The sequence below is a fragment of the Herbiconiux ginsengi genome (assembly GCF_900107435.1).
Taxonomy (GTDB): Bacteria; Actinomycetota; Actinomycetes; order Actinomycetales; family Microbacteriaceae; genus Herbiconiux; species Herbiconiux ginsengi.
This window is the reverse complement of sequence record NZ_FNPZ01000005.1, coordinates 21568-39254: the sequence shown is the minus strand read 5'-3', so window position 1 is coordinate 39254 and position 17687 is coordinate 21568. Positions and strand designations below refer to the sequence as shown.

18 protein-coding genes and 1 pseudogene are annotated in these 17687 nt (G+C 64.8%); 11 read left to right on the top strand and 8 right to left on the bottom strand.

Translation table 11 applies throughout. The features are described from left to right. Window positions 1-106 precede the first annotated feature (106 nt). The 7 genes from BLW00_RS19240 to BLW00_RS19210 are packed head-to-tail and all read left to right on the top strand — an operon-like array spanning window position 107 to window position 6897. Window positions 107-1645 (top strand): pyruvate carboxylase subunit B, encoded by a 1539-nt coding sequence (locus BLW00_RS19240; RefSeq protein WP_092557291.1) that lies wholly within the window; start codon window positions 107-109, stop codon window positions 1643-1645. After that, complete coding sequence (gene accB, locus BLW00_RS19235) at window positions 1635-2192, top strand: acetyl-CoA carboxylase biotin carboxyl carrier protein (protein ID WP_092557289.1); 558 nt, start codon at window positions 1635-1637, stop codon at window positions 2190-2192. The genes BLW00_RS19240 and accB overlap by 11 nt, the downstream gene beginning before the upstream one ends. Continuing rightward, on the top strand, window positions 2185-3615 hold the full coding sequence (accC, locus tag BLW00_RS19230) for an acetyl-CoA carboxylase biotin carboxylase subunit (protein ID WP_092557287.1): 1431 nt from the start codon (window positions 2185-2187) through the stop codon (window positions 3613-3615). The genes accB and accC overlap by 8 nt, the downstream gene beginning before the upstream one ends. Window positions 3616-3637: 22 nt before the next feature. Beyond that, entirely contained in the window at window positions 3638-4270 is a 633-nt protein-coding gene (locus BLW00_RS19225; protein ID WP_092557285.1) for a biotin transporter BioY, read from the top strand. Window positions 4271-4298: 28 nt separating this feature from the next. Then, window positions 4299-5060: a 3-oxoacid CoA-transferase subunit A gene (locus tag BLW00_RS19220; RefSeq protein ID WP_092557283.1), complete on the top strand. Its 762-nt coding sequence runs from the start codon at window positions 4299-4301 to the stop codon at window positions 5058-5060. Continuing rightward, window positions 5057-5725, top strand: coding sequence for a 3-oxoacid CoA-transferase subunit B (locus BLW00_RS19215; protein WP_092557281.1), 669 nt, complete (start codon window positions 5057-5059; stop codon window positions 5723-5725). The genes BLW00_RS19220 and BLW00_RS19215 overlap by 4 nt, the downstream gene beginning before the upstream one ends. Continuing rightward, window positions 5722-6897 (top strand): thiolase family protein, encoded by a 1176-nt coding sequence (locus BLW00_RS19210; protein ID WP_092557279.1) that lies wholly within the window; start codon window positions 5722-5724, stop codon window positions 6895-6897. Before BLW00_RS19215 ends, BLW00_RS19210 begins: the two co-directional genes overlap by 4 nt. A 362-nt stretch (window positions 6898-7259) precedes the next feature. On the opposite strand, the gene BLW00_RS19205 is transcribed toward BLW00_RS19210, so the two are convergent. From BLW00_RS19205 to BLW00_RS24115, 5 genes are all read right to left on the bottom strand, one after another. Next, the gene (locus BLW00_RS19205; protein WP_092557277.1) at window positions 7260-7865 is read right to left on the bottom strand and encodes a TetR/AcrR family transcriptional regulator; all 606 of its coding nucleotides are present in this window, start codon (window positions 7863-7865) and stop codon (window positions 7260-7262) included. Window positions 7866-8258: 393 nt separating this feature from the next. Further along, window positions 8259-9119, bottom strand: coding sequence for an alpha/beta fold hydrolase (locus BLW00_RS19200; protein ID WP_092557275.1), 861 nt, complete (start codon window positions 9117-9119; stop codon window positions 8259-8261). A gap of 48 nt (window positions 9120-9167) precedes the next feature. Then, window positions 9168-10166: an NADP-dependent oxidoreductase gene (locus tag BLW00_RS19195; protein ID WP_092557273.1), complete on the bottom strand. Its 999-nt coding sequence runs from the start codon at window positions 10164-10166 to the stop codon at window positions 9168-9170. 77 nt (window positions 10167-10243) lie between these two features. Next, on the bottom strand, window positions 10244-10408 hold the full coding sequence (locus BLW00_RS24460; protein ID WP_092557271.1) for an alpha/beta fold hydrolase: 165 nt from the start codon (window positions 10406-10408) through the stop codon (window positions 10244-10246). A gap of 2 nt (window positions 10409-10410) precedes the next feature. After that, window positions 10411-10938, bottom strand: a complete 528-nt coding sequence (locus BLW00_RS24115) for an alpha/beta fold hydrolase (protein WP_407650982.1) — start codon at window positions 10936-10938, stop codon at window positions 10411-10413. Window positions 10939-11242: 304 nt separating this feature from the next. On the opposite strand from BLW00_RS24115, the gene BLW00_RS24455 reads away from it, so the two are divergent. Together BLW00_RS24455 and BLW00_RS19170 are read left to right on the top strand one after the other, a co-directional pair. Further along, entirely contained in the window at window positions 11243-11713 is a 471-nt protein-coding gene (locus BLW00_RS24455; protein WP_092557265.1) for a TetR/AcrR family transcriptional regulator, read from the top strand. A 16-nt stretch (window positions 11714-11729) separates the two neighbouring features. After that, window positions 11730-11927 (top strand): annotated as a pseudogene (locus tag BLW00_RS19170) (dihydrolipoyl dehydrogenase); the annotation flags it as partial. 208 nt (window positions 11928-12135) lie between these two features. Here BLW00_RS19170 and BLW00_RS19165 read toward each other — a convergent pair. Beyond that, window positions 12136-12924: an enoyl-CoA hydratase/isomerase family protein gene (locus BLW00_RS19165; RefSeq protein WP_092557263.1), complete on the bottom strand. Its 789-nt coding sequence runs from the start codon at window positions 12922-12924 to the stop codon at window positions 12136-12138. Between the two features lie 91 nt (window positions 12925-13015). Between BLW00_RS19165 and BLW00_RS19160 the strand changes: the two genes are divergently transcribed. Then, window positions 13016-13501: a winged helix-turn-helix transcriptional regulator gene (locus BLW00_RS19160; RefSeq protein WP_092557261.1), complete on the top strand. Its 486-nt coding sequence runs from the start codon at window positions 13016-13018 to the stop codon at window positions 13499-13501. An 8-nt stretch (window positions 13502-13509) separates the two neighbouring features. Here the strand turns inward: BLW00_RS19160 and BLW00_RS19155 are convergent, their stop codons facing one another. Both BLW00_RS19155 and BLW00_RS19150 read right to left on the bottom strand, forming a co-directional pair. Then, window positions 13510-14511 carry a zinc-binding dehydrogenase gene (locus tag BLW00_RS19155; protein ID WP_092557259.1) on the bottom strand — a complete coding sequence of 334 codons (1002 nt, stop codon included), beginning with the start codon at window positions 14509-14511 and terminating at the stop codon, window positions 13510-13512. A gap of 39 nt (window positions 14512-14550) precedes the next feature. Continuing rightward, the gene (locus BLW00_RS19150; protein WP_175494405.1) at window positions 14551-15465 is read right to left on the bottom strand and encodes an alpha/beta hydrolase; all 915 of its coding nucleotides are present in this window, start codon (window positions 15463-15465) and stop codon (window positions 14551-14553) included. Window positions 15466-15733: 268 nt separating this feature from the next. On the opposite strand from BLW00_RS19150, the gene BLW00_RS19145 reads away from it, so the two are divergent. Then, window positions 15734-17656 carry an AMP-binding protein gene (locus tag BLW00_RS19145; RefSeq protein ID WP_175494404.1) on the top strand — a complete coding sequence of 641 codons (1923 nt, stop codon included), beginning with the start codon at window positions 15734-15736 and terminating at the stop codon, window positions 17654-17656. The last annotated feature ends 31 nt before the right edge of the window (window positions 17657-17687 follow it).

Genomic DNA, 17687 nt, shown 5'->3' with positions numbered 1-17687 from the left:
CTTCGACCTTGACACATCGCCCAGACATTCTATTATTTCGGCAGATAGCAGAAGCGACTTTCATTATATGAAAATGGATGCAATCAACAAAGGAGTTGGGTCAGAGATGACGGGCGAACGCGAATCGATCACCACGGTGATGGCCAACGGAGGGCGACCCCCGGGAAGCTGCCGCGAGATCAAGATCATCGACACCACTCTGCGCGATGCGCACCAGAGCCTGTGGGCCACGCGGATGCGCACCGAGCACATCGTGCAGATGGCTCCCGACTTCGACAAGGTCGGATTCGAGCAGGTCGACCTCGTCGCGCCGATCCAGTTCGACGTGGCCGTGCGCTACCTGAAGGAGGATCCGTGGGAGCGGGTGCGGCTGGCCCATCAGTACGCGCCGAACTCCACGTTCCGTGCTCTCATCCGCTCGAAGAACATCGCGGCGTTCGACTTTCTCGCCGACGACGTGATCGAGGCTTGGGTGGAGAGCCTGTACAAGAACGGCTTCCGGGTGATCGGCTCGTTCGACGGTCTCAACGATGTCGACAACATCGCTCCCGGTCTCATCCGCGCCAAGGAGCTCGGCGCCTCGACCTTCGGAGCGGTGTCGTTCTCGGAGAGCCCGGTCCACACCGACGAGCTCTTCGTGTCGAAGGCCATCGAGCTCATCGAGAAGGCCGACGTCGACGCCATCATGCTGAAAGACGCGGCGGGACTGTTGACGCCCGATCGCATCCGGACTCTGGTGCCGGCCCTCAAGGCGGTGATCGGCGATCGCTCGCTCGAGATCCACAGCCACTGCCTTACCGGGCTCGCCCCGCTGGTGTACCTCGAGGCCGTCGAGCTCGGCGCCGATGCCCTGCACACCTCGATCGCCCCGATGGCCAACGGCGCCGCGCAGCCCTCGACCCAGGACATCGTGAGCGACCTGCGCGCCCTGGGCTACGTCGTGAACGTCGACGACGAGCGCATCGAGACGATCTCGCAGCAGCTGATCGCCATCGCCGAGGCCGAGGGCAAGCCCGTCGGTCACCCGGTCGCCTACAACGGTCTGCACTTCATGCACCAGCTGCCCGGCGGCATGCTCTCGAACTTCCACTCCCAGCTGGCCACGGCCGGGCTCTCGCACCGCTTCACCGAACTGCTCTACGAGGTGGCGCGGGTGCGCGAAGAGCTTGCATTCCCGATCATGATCACGCCGTTCGCGCAGTTCGTGGGCACCCAGGCGGTGATGAACGTCATCTCGGGCGAGCGATACAAGATCGTGCCGAACGAGATCAAGAAGTATGCACTCGGCTACTACGGCGAGCTGCTCGGGCCAATCGACCCCGACGTGCTGGAGAAGATCATCTCCAACGGGTCCTCCACCATCGCGCTGGAGCCCTCGCCGATCGCCCCCATGCTGCCCGGCCTACGGGAGCGCTACCCCGATGAGGGCATCGACCTGCTGCTCCTGCGCGCGATGTTCGCAGGCACGCAGGTCGACGAGATGATCCGCACCGTGAAGGCCGGCGGCAATCCGGATGAGGTCTACGGCCCCATCCTCGGCCTCGTGAAGTCGCTGTACGCCAAGAGCTCGACCGGTACGCAATCGCTGACCGTCGGAGACCTGCAGATCCGCATCAACAAAGGAGAGACCGAAAATGCCGCTTGACCAGCCCGATAACAAGGAACTGCGCGCCCTCGTCGACTGGGTCAACCTGACCGACGACGTGCGTGAGCTCTCGATCAAGTTCGGCGACGTCGAGCTGTTCATCTCCCGCGACCGCCAGGCTCCGGGGGCTCCGGCTGCCGTTGCCCCGGCACCCGCCGCCGCTCCCGCGCCGGCTCCCGTCGCCACTGTGGCACCCGCGTCTGTCGCCGCTGCCGCGCCGGTGCCGGCCGCTGCGCCAGCCCCGGCCCCTGCCGCGGCGCCGGCCGCAGCTGCTCCCGCCGCCTCCGGCGGCCTCGCCGCAGACGAAGTGGCCGTCAAGGCGCCCATGGTGGGCACCTACTACTCCTCGCCCAAGCCCGGCGCTCCCGCGTTCGTCTCGGTCGGCGACACCGTCAGCAAGGGCTCGGTGCTCGCCATCGTCGAGGTGATGAAGTTGATGAGCAACATCGAGGCGGAGTTCGACGGCACCGTCACGCAGATCCTGGTCGAGAACGAGCAGGCGGTCGAGTACGGTCAGACCCTGCTGGTGATCAAGCGCAATGGCTGAGCACGCAGCATCCGTAGCCGTCTCGACGACCTCGGCCGGCTCCACGCCGGTCGGCCCCAACCCGCCCGCGTCGACTGTGAAGAGCGTGCTGATCGCGAACCGCGGCGAGATCGCGCTGCGCGTCATCCGCGCCTGCAAGGAGCTCGGAATCAAGAGCGTGCTGGCCTACTCCGAGGCCGATGCGGACTCGCTGCCGGTGAAGCTCGCCGACCAGGCCGTGTGCATCGGCCCGGCCCGCGCGAATTCGAGCTACCGCAACGCGCACGCCGTGGTGGGTGCCGCACTCGCGTACCGGGTCGACGCCATCCACCCCGGTTACGGGTTCCTCTCCGAGAACGCCGACTTCGCCGCGATGTGCGAGCAGGAGGGGGTGACCTTCATCGGGCCCGCCTCCGACGTCATCAAGCGGATGGGCGACAAGATCGAGGCGAAGATCATCGCCCGCCGCGCCGGTGTGCCCACGGTGCCCGGCTCCGTCGGCGCGATCGCCGAGTACGCCGAAGCACTGGCCGTGGCCAGCGACGTGGGCTACCCGTTGCTGATCAAGGCGGCGGCCGGCGGTGGCGGTCGCGGCATGCGCGTCGTGCAGGCGGCCGAGACCCTCGAGAAGGATCTGCAGGAGATCATGTCCGAGGCCGAGGTGGCCTTCGGTGACCCGAGCGTCTACATCGAGCGGTACCTCACCGACATCCGGCACATCGAGATCCAGGTCATCTCCGACGGAACGACCGTGCTGCACCTCGGGGAGCGCGACTGCACAACGCAGCGCCGCAATCAGAAGCTGATCGAGGAGTCGCCCTCGCCGGTGCTCGACGAGGAGCTGCGCGCCGGTCTCGCCGAGGCCGCGGTGTCGCTCTGCCACGAGGTGGGCTACAAGAACGCCGGCACGGTGGAGTTCGTGTTCGACAACATCTCGCGCGAGTACTACTTCATCGAGATGAACACCCGCATCCAGGTGGAGCACCCGGTGTCGGAGATGGTGTCGGGCATCGACCTGATCAAGCTGCAGCTGCAGATCGCCGGCGGCATCCCGATCGCCATCACGCAGGACGACGTGCGGATCGACGGCCACGCGATCGAGTGCCGCATCAACGCCGAAGACCCGGATCGCGGTTTCGCACCGGGCCCCGGCACCATCTCGTCGTTCCGCGCCCCCGGCGGCTTCGGCATCCGGATGGACACCCACATCGATACGGGGTACACCATCCCGCCGTTCTACGACTCCATGATCGGCAAGCTGATCTGCTGGGGTCAGACCCGCGACGAGGCGATCGCCCGCACGATCCGAGCGCTCGACGAGATGGTCGTGGATGGCATCATCACCACCGCGCCCTTCCACAAGAAGGTCCTCGAGACGGAGCGCTTCCGCAGCGGCGACTTCAACACGGCGTTCGTCGCCGAGTACCTCAGCACCACCCCCTGACTGCTTCACAAGGAGATCGATCATGTCTATTGCAGCACCCATCCGACGTCCCGTCCTCGCCGACCTGGTCGGCCGGCCGTCGACTCGAGCCCGCGCTCTCGCTGTCGACGCGGGCCTCGTGCTCGCCGGCGTCGCCCTCGTCGCTCTGCTGGCGAAGGTCTCGTTCTTCATCGGCCCCATCCCGATCACCGGCCAGACCCTGGGAGTCATCGTGGTCGGCGCGGCCCTCGGCGCCCGGCGCGGAGCGGTCGCGATGACGACCTACATGCTCCTCGGTCTGGCCGGGGCCCCGGTGTTCGCCGGAGCCCTCGCCGGCCCCGCCTACGTTCTGATGCCGTCGTTCGGTTTCGTGCTGGGCTTCATCCCCGCCGCGTTCCTGGCCGGGTGGGTCGCGGAGCGGGCCTGGGATCGGAAGCCCGTGCTGGCCTTCGTCGGGTTCGTCGGCGCCTCGATCATCCCGTTCCTCATCGGGGTGCCGTACATGGCCCTCATCCTGGCTGCTGTGATGGGTCAGCCCGTCACCGTGGCCGGAGTGCTCGAGGCCGGCGTGTGGCCGTTCATCGTCCCGGGACTGATCAAGGCGGCTGCGGCTGCACTCATCGTTCCCGGCGCCTGGCTGGTGGCGCGCGCCGCGGATCGCACGAAGAAGCACTGAGGTTTCTCGTGACGAAGGAGCGGACAGCATGATCGACAAGACCGTGGCCTCGGCGCACGAGGCCGTGGCCGGCATCCCGGATGGCGCCACCGTGATGGTCGGCGGCTTCGGCCGCGCCGGCCAGCCGGTGGAGCTCATCGATGCGCTGATCGCGCAGGGTGCCGGCGACCTCACCATCGTGAGCAACAATGCCGGGGACGGTGACACGGGCCTCGCCGCGCTCATGGCGGCCCGGAGGGTTCGCAAGGTGATCTGCTCCTTCCCGAGGCAGGCCGATTCGTGGGTCTTCGACGGTCTCTACCGGGAGGGCGCCATCGAGCTCGAGCTGGTGCCCCAAGGCAACCTGGCGGAACGCATCCGGGCGGCCGGTGCCGGCATCGGTGCGTTCTACAGCCCCACCGGTGTGGGTACGGAACTCGCCGAGGGCAAGGAGACCCGGGAGATCGAGGGCCGGCTGTACGCGCTCGAATATCCCATCCGCGCCGACTTCGCGCTCATCAGCGCCCGGGCGGGAGACCGCTGGGGCAATCTGGTCTACCGCGAGACGGCACGCAACTTCGGGCCCATCATGGCCGCCGCTGCCACCACCACTGCCGTCCAGATCGACGAGGTGGTGCCGCTCGGCAGCCTCGACCCTGAGACCGTCGTCACGCCGGGACTGTTCGTCGATCGAGTCGTGGAGGTGGGGGAGCGCTCCTGGCTGCAGGACGGCGTCTTCATCGGCGGAGTGGACCTGGAAGGGCGCCCACTGGCCCCCGCAGGATCGGGCGACACGGAGGAGGCGTCATGAGCGCCATCAGTCGCCAAGAGCTGGCACAGCGGATCGCCGACGACATCCCCTCGGGCTCGTACGTGAATCTCGGGATCGGGGCCCCGACTCTCGTGGCCAACTACCTGACGGAAGACCGGGAGGTCGTGCTGCACACCGAGAACGGGATGCTCGGCACGGGCCCGGCGCCGGAGCCCGGTCAGGTGGATCCCGACCTCATCAACGCCGGCAAGCAGGCGGTCACGGCTGTCGCCGGGGCCGCGTACTTCCATCACGCCGACTCCTTCGGCATGATGCGCGGAGGGCACCTCGATATCTGCGTGCTCGGCGCCTTCCAAGTGGCCGCGAACGGTGATCTGGCGAACTGGTCGACCGGCGCTCCCGGCGCCATCCCTGCAGTCGGTGGCGCCATGGATCTCGCTATCGGGGCGAAGCAGCTCTACGTGATGACCGACCTGCTCACCAAGAAGGGTGAGTCCAAGCTGGTCGCCTCCTGCTCGTACCCGCTCACCGGTCTGGGATGCGTGTCACGGGTGTACACCGACTACGCGGTATTCGATGTCACCGACGATGGCTTCGCCGTGCGCGAGCTGTTCGGCGACACCACTATCGACGGCCTGCGCGACCTTGTGGGGCTGCCAATAGCGGATTTCATCACAACACCATCTTCTGGAGGAGAACGATGACTGGAGCCTTCGTCTACGACGCTGTGCGCACGCCCTTCGGCAGGGCTGCCGGTGCTTTGTCCAGCGTGCGTCCCGATGACCTGGCGGCTCTCGTTATGCGCGCCGTGATCCAGCGCACCGGAATCGATCCGGCATTGATCGCAGACGTCATCTTCGGCGACGCCAACCAGGCCGGCGAGGACAACCGCAACGTGGCACGATTCGGAGCCCTTCTCGCAGGGTTCCCGAGCTCGGTGACCGGGGTCACGGTCAATCGTCTCTGCGCCTCTTCGGTCGAGGCGGTCATCCAGGGTGCGCGGGCGATCGAGTCCGGCGACGCGAAGGTCGTGCTGACCGGCGGTGTGGAATCGATGAGCCGGGCGCCGTTCGTGGTGGAGAAGTCGGCCAAACCCTGGCCGGGTGTGGGCAATCAGACGATGTGGAATACCTCGATTGGCTGGCGGATGACAAACAAGGCGCTACCGACACACTGGACCATCAGCAACGGCGCGGCCGCCGAGAAGGTCGCCCACATCTGGGGTATCAGCCGTGAGGCGCAAGACGAGTTCTCGGTGTTGTCACATCGACGGGCAGCTGCGGCTTGGGCCGCTGGCGCGTACGACACCGAGATCGTGCAGGTGCCCGGACACCAATTGGTGCGCGACGAGGGCATCCGCGATGACACGTCGGTGGAGAAGCTGTCCTCTCTCAAGCCCCTGTTCGCCACCGACGGCACTGGAACGGTGACGGCCGGCAACGCGTCGTCGATCAACGACGGCGCGTCTGCGGTGCTACTCGCCGGCGAGGGCGTGCTGCCGGGAGAGCCGCTCGCCCGGATCGCCGGCCGGGCCGCGCACGGCGTCGACCCCGACGACTTCCCGATCGCCCCAATCGAGGCCGCAAACAAGGCGCTCGCGCGGGCGGGCAAGACCTGGGCCGACGTTGACTTCGTCGAGCTGAACGAAGCGTTCGCGTCGCAGAGCCTGGCCTGCCTGGCGGGGTGGCCCGACCTGGATCCGGCGAACCTGAACGTGCACGGCGGCGCGATCGCGATCGGGCACCCGCTGGGCGCCTCGGGCGGCCGCATCGTCGGCCACGCCGCGCACGAGCTGAAGCGCCGAGGCGGCGGCGTCAGCGTGGCCGCCATCTGCATCGGCGTCGGTCAGGGCCTCGCGGTCGTGCTAGAGCGATAGAGTGATTGCGCAGCGCACATTGCAGTGATTTGCCACTAGCCAGCGACCACAAATGCCTGGGTACGGCACCGGGCGCACTCTTGTCCTGCTCTCGCCTTTAGCGCGAGGAAGCAGATGCCGCTACGAGCGTTTTCAGTTGGGCTGTGAACCGCGCCCGCCTAAGCGAACAACCATATCAAGCGGGCTGGCCGCTGAAGAGGGGCCGGCAGCGCTGCCGTGCTGCGGTGGCGGAAAGTCGTCCCGATTCGAACGTCGTCATGTTGCTGACTTATCGAAATCGAAATCGAAGGCCAACCGGGTGAGCCAGCCAAGCAAGCCATACCAACTCTGAGCTGATTTCGACGGGGCTGCTTGAAGACAATTCATCGGACGGGGCCGAGTAGAAGATAAACCTGCTGACGTATGTCCTCGACGACTGAGTCGACGTCCAACGCTGCGTTAAGCCCCGCGGCCATACTGAGGAACATAATTGCTGATGTAATTCTGGACATGATCGCCGAATCGGAAGCCGAGACGCCGCCACGACGGGCAATAGTGGCCACTGCCTCTTCTGTGCGTGCGACGATAGCGAGGGCCTCGACGTGGTGGATTTCCTGGGCATCGCCGAAGACCACTTCGCGTAGGTACGTGCGTCCATTGTCGACCTGGGTGCGATTGCATTCGACGATAGACCGCACGATCGCCATCACAGCATCCAAAGTGTTGGGGATCGTCTGCGCTTCAGCTTGTCCCATTTTAAGTGCGGCCTCGTAGCGGGCGTTCTGCACCAGGAGCAGCAATTCTCCTTTTGTCTTTGCGTACAGGAATAAGGTTCCGGTGCCGATGTCCGCGCGATCGGCAATCTGTTGCGTGGTCACCTCGTCTACGCCGTGAAGGGCAAACAGCTCGCTCGCGGCCGCGATGATCCGCTCGAGTTTGGCCTGCTTGTTTCGCTCGCGACGGCTCGGAGATGCGTTGTTTGCAGACATCGTGCTCCTTCTCGTGTACAAACGTAGTTCTCTTCGGTTCCGAGGCGAGTCACTAGCAGCGTGGCTCGGACGAATTGGTAGTCATTCTCTCAATGGAGAGGCGCGCAGGTCGGAGTCCAAGGCATTTGAAATGCCCTACGTTCAAGAACGATTACCACGCGTTTCCGCTCGCGATGTAACCGATGGCCTTCAGACGGGCAAAACGGGAGCGCGCTCTCGGAAACCTCGAGGCGGAATGATACGGTCAGTGCTTGTCGAACAAACCTACGTAACCCATGTAACCCAACCTTCGGGGCAGCACCACGGTTACCTGTCCACACCTGTCGTCTATCCTCGAGGCGCGAAAAACTGCTGACATTTATAGGGAGTCTCCGTCGCCGCCTGAGAATCAGCTCATGGCGTGAGGAATTCCACAGCGACAAGCGCGAACTCTTCGTGGAACTGAAAAACACCACCGTGGCCGGAGTTGGGGTAGATGATCAGTTCGCTGTTCGCGATGCGCCGATGCAGATCGACTGAGAGCGCCGAGGGCACCATGCGGTCGTTGTCGCCGTTGGCGATCAGCGTCGGCTGGGTGATGATCGACAGATCCGAAGGAACGGAGCGGCCGAATCGCTGGATCGCCTTCAACTGCGTCTGGAACGCCTTGATCGTGATGGGCGTGTCGTGGTCGACGGTGCGCTCATTGAGGCGTTCGATGAACTCCTTGCCGGCACGCTTGCCGGCGACGTCACGGTTGAAGAAGAGGAACTCTTTCGGGTCGGAGCGGGTGAGGGCGGCGCGGACCATGTCGTAGTAGGTGGCACCGACCACCTTGTCCATGTCCTTGCCACCTCGTGGCCCGGTGCCGGTGAGCACTAGTCTGCGGACGAGCTCAGGATGCTTCACGACGACGTCCTGGGCGATCATCCCGCCCATCGAGAAGGAGAAGATGTCGATCAGATCGAAACCGAGCGCGTTGACGAAGTTGTACGCCTGGTCGGCGGCCTCTTCCAGGGTCCCAGGGAAGGTTCCGCTGGACCCGCCGACGCCGGGCTGGTCGAACGTGATCACGTGCCGGTTCTGGGCGATGGGGTCGATGATGCGCGGATCCCAGTTGTCCAGGGTTGCGGCGAGATGCACGAAGAAGAGCACCGGGATGCCTCCCTTCGGGCCCAGTTCCCGGTAGGCGTAGGTGGTGCCCCCTATCTTGATGGTCTTCGTGGGCGCTTTCGCGTACGAAGAGATGATGGGCTCGTTGTTGGTCGTACTCATGAGGGGTCCTTTCTTGGGACGTCGTGGGTGGGTGGGGGGCGGTGTCGGTCAGAGGCCGACGATGGCGACGGCTTTGCCCCTGATTCCGCCCCCCTCGAGGGCTGCGAGGGCGGCCGGGATCTCTTCGAACGGAACGGTCCTCCCCACGACAGGGCGCAGTGCGCCGCTGTCGATGAGGCCGGCGATCTCGCGGAGCTGTGTGCCGCTTGAGGCCATGAAGAGGAACTCATAGGAGACGCCGAGCCTGGTGGCCTGCGAGCGGATCGTGCGGGTCAGAGCGGTGATCGCCAGGCGGAGCACCGGGTTCAGGCTAGCCGCTCGAGCAAACGCGGGGTCGGGCGGGCCGGCGATCCCGATCGCCTTGCCGCCGCGCCTGAGCACTCGCAAAGACTTCTGGAGGTTCTCCCCGCCGAGACTGTCAAGCACGAGGTCGTAGCCGGAGAGCTGCTGCTCGAAGTCCTGCGTGCGGTAGTCGATCACGATGTCCGCCCCGAGTTCGCGCACGAAGTCGGCGTTGGAGCCGCTGGCCGTTGTTGCCACGGTCGCTCCAAGGTGCTTGGCGAGCTGGATCGCGATCGACCCCACCCCGCCGGCACCGGCGTGGATGAGCACCTTCTGCCCGGCCGCGACCTCGCCCTTGACGAAGAGTGCCTGCCACGCGGTCAGCGCGACCAAGGGGAGCGAGGCGGCCTCGACGGTGCTGATGGTGGTAGGAGCGAGTGCCAGGTCGGCCTCGTCGACTGCGACCCGCTCGGCGAAGGTGCCGACCTGGGCCATTCCGACGCGCGAGTAGACCTGATCACCAGGCTTAAAGGTGCGCACTTTCGCCCCTGTGCGGATGACCGTGCCCGCAACGTCGTGACCCAATGCGTGGGGGAGGGCGTAAGGGAGGATCCGCTTGAACTCGCCGGTGCGGATCTTCTCATCCAGCTGATTCAGCCCGGCGGCAGCAACCCGCACGAGCACGTCTCGGTCTCCGATGGTGGGTTCCGGTGAGTCCACCTCGTGGAGTGGCTGCTTGTACTTGTCGAAAACAAATGCTCTCATCGCGGGTGATTCTCCTTGAATCGATCAGGTCGAGTTTGTTCGGGGATGGATGGACGGATGAGTTGATGCCGATGTGGTCAGCGGCGCAGGAAGTTACGCGCGATCTCAGTAAGTGCCTCGGAGTTCTGGAAGACGACTCCGTGACCGGAATCAGGGAAGACCTGCACGGTCGCTTGCGGGAATCGACGTGCCAGGGCATCGACATTGCTGAGGGGCGCCATCGTGTCGCTGTCGCCGTGCACGATCAGGACCCGGCAAATGACGTCGGGGAGGCCGTCTGGTGGCCCCAGTGCTCCACGGCGCCGAGCAGAGCTCGGAAGACTGCCGGTGTGACGGCAGCATCCCGTTCGGCGGTGCGTTCTTTGAGGAGCCGCAGATATGAGGTCGCGGCCGATCTGCCGAGGGGGGAACGGGTGAAGAACAACAGCCTCTTGGGATCGGTCCCTGTCGCGATGGCGCGGGCGGTTGCGCGGATGGTGACACCGGTCATCGTCGTCAAACTCGGTCCGCCCTCGGGCCCGGATCCGGCCAGGATCATCCGATCCACGAGGTTCGGCGCGTGGCCGAGGATCGACTGGGCGACCATGCCCCCCATCGACAGTCCGAAGAGGTCGACCCGCTCGAGTCCGAGGGTGCGAATCACAGCGACCGCGTCGGCGGCCATGGCTTCGATCGAGTCCCGGATCCGACCGTGAGAGGAGCGACTCCGCGATAGCCGATGAGCACGAGTCCTCGATCGAAAGCGAGGAGGTCGACGACAGCCGGATCCCAGCTGTCGACGTTTGCGCCGAGGTGGGTCAACGCCACCAGCGGAATGCCTTGCCCGTCACCGGTCTCGCGGTAAGCGAAGTCGATACCTCCAACAGGCACCGTTCGCGTGCGCGTCCGTTGGGCACTCCCGTGTGGCGCCGAGCCCTCCATTGTCAATTCTTCTTCTTCTCCTTCCTTCGTCGCTATTCCGAGTACACTCAATTGTGAGGTAACTCAGTAAGTTTGTCAACAGACGTCCCCATGCGAGAAGAGCAAGGGCTACAGGGGCGTCGGAAACGCGCCAAGAAGACAAGCGACAGCGCATCATGATCGCCGCCCGGGAGCTGTTCACCGCCCACGGCGTCGGCGGCGTCACGACCCAGCAGGTCGCCGACCGGGCCGATGTCGCGGTCGGAACGCTTTTTCTCTATGCCTCGACCAACGCCGAATTGATGATTATGGTTCAGAACGGGAAGTTCGAGGCGGCGATCGAGAAGGGACTCGCGGCGGCAGCCACCGCCGAGAATGATGGCGAAGACGTCCTCGCGACCGTCCTCGCGCTGCTGCGACCGGTCGTCGCGTGCATCCGAGAGCACGTCGAGAATGGTCGCGCCTATCTGCACGAACTCCTCTTCGGTGATCCCATGGAACGGGATCTCTCAGTGCGTCTCGAGCAAGGAACCGGCCGGCTTCTTGCTCGAGATCCGTACCTGGGGTATCCTGTGCGGCGACGGTGGCCAGGGCAGTACGACCGCAACCCTCCACCTGGAGCGCAGCCTCGAAGACGTCCTCGGTGACATCAAGCAGCAGATCGCGGCGATCGAAAAGCAATACTGGGGAGGCGTGTGCCTCAACGTCGGCTGCATCCCCTCCAAAGCGCTGCTGCGCAACGCCGAATTGGCTCACACCTTCCATCGCGACGCCGAGCTCTTCGGCATCAGCGGCGAGGTCACCTTCGATTACGGAGCGGCGTACGATCGCAGCCGAACGGTGGCCGACGGCCGCGTCAAGGACGGTTCATCATCAGGGCTGGATCGTTTGACGGGGCCTTTAGAGCGGTTCATCCGCGATCCGCACGCGTGGACTCATGCCTTTGATCTGGCTCTTTCACCCTGAAGGGGGCACGCGAGTCGATCCGACATTCGGCCGGACGATTCCCCGAATCAGGTGTCCGTCCGTTCGCGGCCGCTCCTGCCTGTCGGCGGCGACGGTCATAAGGTCACCTGACTGTGCGTCTCCAGCGGAATGACGGTCTCGTCTTCGCTGCAAAGGCTTGTCGGCCGATGTCGCCGTCGACTGGGGCGGCAGGTTGCTGCCTCCACTGCCGCTCCACCTCTTCCGGGTCGGCACCCCAAACGATTGCATCGATCATTTTCTTCGAACCGGCGACGGAGTAGTCCGATCGCGAAGCGATGGTCTCGCCGAGTTGCGCGACCCGCTGTTCCAGAGAGTGGTCGGGAACAACTTCGGTGGTCAGTCCTAGGTTTGAGGCCGTGAGCGAGTCGACAAGCTCTCCTGTGAGAAGAAGCCGTTTCGTCGCACCTACGCCGATTAGCGCGACGAGCGCCTGGGTCGCCTGCGCGGGGTAGAGCACGCCGAGTTGCGCGGGGGTGACGCCGAACACGGCGTCCTGTGACGCGATTCTCAGGTCGCAGGCCGCGGCGAGCCCGACGCCACCGCCTATACACATGCCGCGGATGGAGGCGATGGTCACGCCTGGAAAGCGAGCCACAGAGGCGATCGCGTCCGTGAATGGCGACCCAAGCGTTTCGTCCAGTGTCCGAATGTCCAGGCCGGCCGAGAATTGGTCGCCGGCACCAGTAATCACAACTGCTGCCACAGACACGTCAGCCGACAAACGGGCGAATTCACGAGAGAGGACCTCTAGCATCTCGCGGTTCAGAGCGTTACGGCGGCTTGGATCAGTGAGGGTGATGGTCGCGATGCGACCGCTCACGGCGACGTTGATCGTCCCGCCCGGCGATGCCACTTGGTCGACGGCAGCCACGAGTCATTTCCTGTGGTCTCTGTGAGGAACACATGCCGGCTGGCCAGCGCTGAAGCTGGCAATAGTCCTTCGGTCCCCGTACGATCTGCAGATGCATGAGCGTGCGACTCTTGACCTCTCGACCTGTCCTATCGGGCTGTCCCTCGAAGTCCTGGGACAGAAGTGGACCCTCCTCATCATCCGTGAGGCCTTCAACGGAGTGCAGCGCTTCTCGGATTTCGGAGCGGTACTCGGCTGCCCCAGAAACCTGCTCGCGACGCGTCTGCGTATGCTCTGCGACCATGGCATCATGCGCACCGAACTGTACGAGGTTTCGGGAGAGCGCTCGAGGGTGCGCTACGAATTGACGGATGCGGGTCGTGAGTTGGCGCCGACACTGGTAGCCCTTTTCGATTGGGGGCAGAAGAACCGGCTGGCGGACATGAATCAGCTCGCGCCAGCCAAATGCCGTTGTGGGGGCCGTGTCCACGCCGTGATGATCTGCGAGGACGGCCACGTGGTCGACGACGTTGACGCGCTGACACTCCCGCAATGGACCGGCTCGTCTGTTCCGGGAGTGTCAGCATTGTCCGGATAGGCGCTCGGCTACGGCACGATCACCAGGCGGACGGGATTGCCCTTCTTGCTTTGGAGCTGCTCGATCGCCTCGGCCACGTCGCTGAGGGGGTAGTGGCCCGAGATCGACTCCGAGAAGTCCAAGCGGTTGAGCGCGAGCAGGTCGAGGAGTTCGGGGACCGCCTCAGGGCCGCTGGCATAGTGCCCCCGGATCTGCTGGCGGAGGAACAGCAGTAAGCCCGGTGTCTCGAGGGTGAATGGCTGGGAGTTGGCGCCGACCCAGATAGTGCGGCCGAATGGTGCGGCTGCCTGAAGCAGTTGTGCCTCGACAGCCGATATGCCGACGAAGTCGAAGGCGACGTTCACCCCCGTGCCCTTGGTGAGGCCCTTGATGGTCGCGACCGCGTCTTCGGCGTTCGGATCGATCGCATAGTCGGCGCCGAGCCGGAGCGCACGTTCCCGTGCCTCAGGCAGGGGGTCGACGGCGATGATCGGTGCGGCTCCGACGAATCGCAGGATCTGGATGGCGTGGGTTCCGACGCCTCCGACGCCCCAGACCGCCACCGACTCGCCGGCCCTCACGTCGGCAGTCTGGGTGATTGCCGCCCAGGGGGTCGACACGGCATCGGGGACGATGGAGGCCACGTCGAACGGGAGGGTGTCGGGGATTCGTACGAGCGTTGATGCAGGCGCGACGACGTACTCGGCCCACCCGCCGTCGAAATCGACCCCGACGGTGTGCTCGCCGTCAGCCTGATTGTGGAGCAAGGAGATCGCAACGCGATCTCCTTGGGTCCAGCCCTCGACATCGCTGCCGACCACATCCACCTCGCCGGAGATCTCGTGCCCGAGGGTGATCTCGCCGGTCTGCCGGTGAGGTCCACGGAGATGGCCGCCGATGATGTGGAGGTCGGTGAGGCAGACGCCGCACGCTTTAACCTTGACGCGTACCCAACCGGCTTGGGGATCTGGGATGGGGACGTCTTTCACGCCGAATTCGCCTGTCTCCAGGTTCAGTCTTGCAGCAAGCATTGGTCGTTTCTCTTTCGTGAAGAAGGTCTGTTCGGCGGGTCAGAAAGCGAGGGAGGTGCGAACCCAGGTTGCGATCTCCTGGATAGCCTTGTCAGTCTCGGGAACTCGCCCCGCGGCCCACACGTAGGAGTGCTGAGCGCCGGCGACCGGCAAGGACTGGACGTGGTTCCCGGCGGCCTTCAAACGGCCAGCGAGTTCTTCGTCTTCTCCGGCGAGCACCTCGTAGGTTCCCCACGACACCAACGTCGGCGGAAGGTTCGACAGATCCGACGCGTTCAGGTTGACCTTGGGATCGTCTGCCGCTGTCTCGGTGCCACCAATCCACGCCTCTCGGAAGAACTCGAGCAGACCGCGGCTCAACACCTTATCGGTTTCGGCGTTCGACTCGATGGTGTCGTTGGCGATCCCGAGGTCCGCCCAGGGGGAGATCGACACGATTGCTCCGGGGAGCGACTTGCCGGCGTCACGGCGACGGAGCGCTACCGCGAGAGAGAGAAAGCCGCCGATCGAGTGTCCGATGGTGACGATGTTCTCGGACGGATAGCCCTGTTCGAGCAGCCACTCGAAGGCGGTCTCGACGTCGTCGAGCTGGGCCGGGTACTTATTCTCCGGCGCCCGCCGGAAGTCGACCACCAGCACCGGGATGCCGACGGCCTTGGCGATATGGCCGGCCAGCTTGCGATCGACGAATGCGGAGGTGACGACTGATCCTCCGGCGTGGGAGTGTAGGAGCACGAAATCAGTATTCGCACCCACGGGCTCGGCCCAGATTCCAAACACTCCGTTCGCGTCGACCTCCCGATAGGTGACTCCCTCGGGTTCGGATGCGGCCCGGTGCAGGTTCTCGGTGGCATTCCGCCGGATATCCAGCTCCGTGGGCGCTCCTCCGGACTGCAGCAGGTTCTCAAAGGCAATTGCCTCCGGGCTCAGTTCGACGACATCGCTCTTGGACACGTGGTCACCTCCATGTGACATATTTCGCCCTCGCCGACCCCCGGAACTCAGTGCCAGAGGGTTCGAAGAGCGAATTCTCGACAGCCGGTCCGACTGCTGGCGTTGACTGTATGACGCGTGAGTTTACAAAGTCAACCGTGCCGGGCGTAATTCGAGCAGGGCACCAACTTCCGGTGGTGTCGGCTCTGCACGGTAGCCGTTGTGATGGTCATGTCGGATCGCGGATGATCCGTCAGTGGTGCGCCACGAACGCTTGAAGGGCTTAGACATGACCGACTCGCTGGACCGATTCCATGAACAATGGCGGACGAGCATTGACGACCGCGACCGCTTCTGGCTGGAACAGTCGAAGCGCATCGATTGGTCGCGGGCTCCGCGCACCGCGATCGAAGACGCGGGGGATTCCTGGTCGTGGTTTCCAGACGGCGAGTTGAATCTGTCCTACAACACCCTGGATCGACACATCGAAGCGGGCCGTGGCGACGCGGCCGCCGTGATCTTCGATTCGGCGATGACGTCGGAGTCCCGCACCTACACCTACCACCAGCTACGGGACGAGACGGCCATCTTCGCCGGCGTCCTACGAGAACAGGGTGTGCGCCGAGGCGAGCGAGTGATCATCTACATGCCGATGATCCCGGAGGCCGTCGTTGCGATGCTCGCGTGCGCACGGATCGGCGCCGTTCACTCGGTCGTCTTCGGTGGTTTCGCTGCGAACGAATTGGCGACGAGAATCGTCGATGCCGGTGCCAGGATCCTGGTCATGGCATCCGGGGGGTTGGAGCCCGGAAAAGTCGTCGACTACGTACCTCTGGTTCGGGAGGCGCTGCGCCTGAGCGACGGCGCCATCGACACGGTGATCCTCAAGGAACGCGACGGCTTCCCGACTTCGATCGAGGATGTGCCGGCAGGCGCGGGAGCGACGTGGCTCGATTGGTCGGAACTCGCGGAGTCGGCAAACCCCGCCGTACCGGTTCCGATAGCCGCGAATGATCCGCTCTATCTCCTCTACACCTCCGGAACCACGGGCAATCCGAAGGGGATCGTGCGGGACAGCGGGGGGTACGCCGTGGCGTTGGACTGGTCGATGCGGAACATCTACGGCGCCGGTCCGGGAGACGTGTTCTGGACGGCAAGCGACGTGGGGTGGGTGGTGGGGCATTCCTACATCGTCTACGCTCCTCTTCTGATCGGTGCGACGACCGTGCTCTACGAGGGGAAGCCGGTCGGGACGCCGGATGCGGGAGCGTTCTGGCGCGTCGTCGAGCAGCACCGCGTGAACGTCATGTTCACGGCTCCCACGGCGATCAGGGCGATCCACAGGATCGATCCGGATCTCGAGCAGCTCGCCCGTTACGACAGGTCGTCGCTGCGCGCGCTCTTTCTGGCCGGGGAGCGCCTCGATCCGGAGACCTACCAGTGGATCACCGCAGGACTCGGTGTGCCGGTCATCGATCATTGGTGGCAGACCGAGACCGGTTGGGCGATCAGCGCCAATCCGGTCGGGTTCGGCGCGTTGCCCTTGAAGGCCGGGTCGAGCACGGTTCCGATGGCGGGCTACGACGTGGCGATCGTGAATTCGAAGGGGCGGGAGGTCGAAACCGGCAGGGAGGGCAACATCGCCATCCGGTTGCCGTTGCCGCCCGGCACTCTCACTGGTGTCTGGGGTGGACCTCACCGCTTGCGCGATTCCTATCTGAATGTGTTCCCCGGCTACTACGCCACCGGCGATTCCGGTTATTTCGACAATGACGGCTACCTCTTCGTGATGGGAAGGACCGACGACGTCATCAATGTCGCCGGACATCGGCTCTCGACCGGCGCCTTGGAGGAGGTCATCGCACTCCACCACGATGTGGCTGAATGCGCGGTCGTGGGGGTGAGGGATGCTCTCAAGGGGCAGCGGGCGATGGGCTTCGTCTCCCTCAAGTCGGGTCGCTCGGTCGATGAGAGCGAACTCCGGGCACAGCTGGTCGATCTCGTCCGCACCCGGATCGGCCCGGTGGCCGCCTTCCGCGATGTCATGTTCGTCGATCGGCTGCCCAAGACTCGGTCGGGCAAGATCTTGCGCAAGACGCTGCGGCAGATCATCGATGGTGAGCCCTACCGGGTGCCGGCGACCATCGAGGACACCTCGGTACTGGATCCCATCCTGGCTGCCGCGGAAGCGGCGAGAGCGCCGATCATATGAGGTCGGATGCTGAGGCGACCGGTTCGCCCTC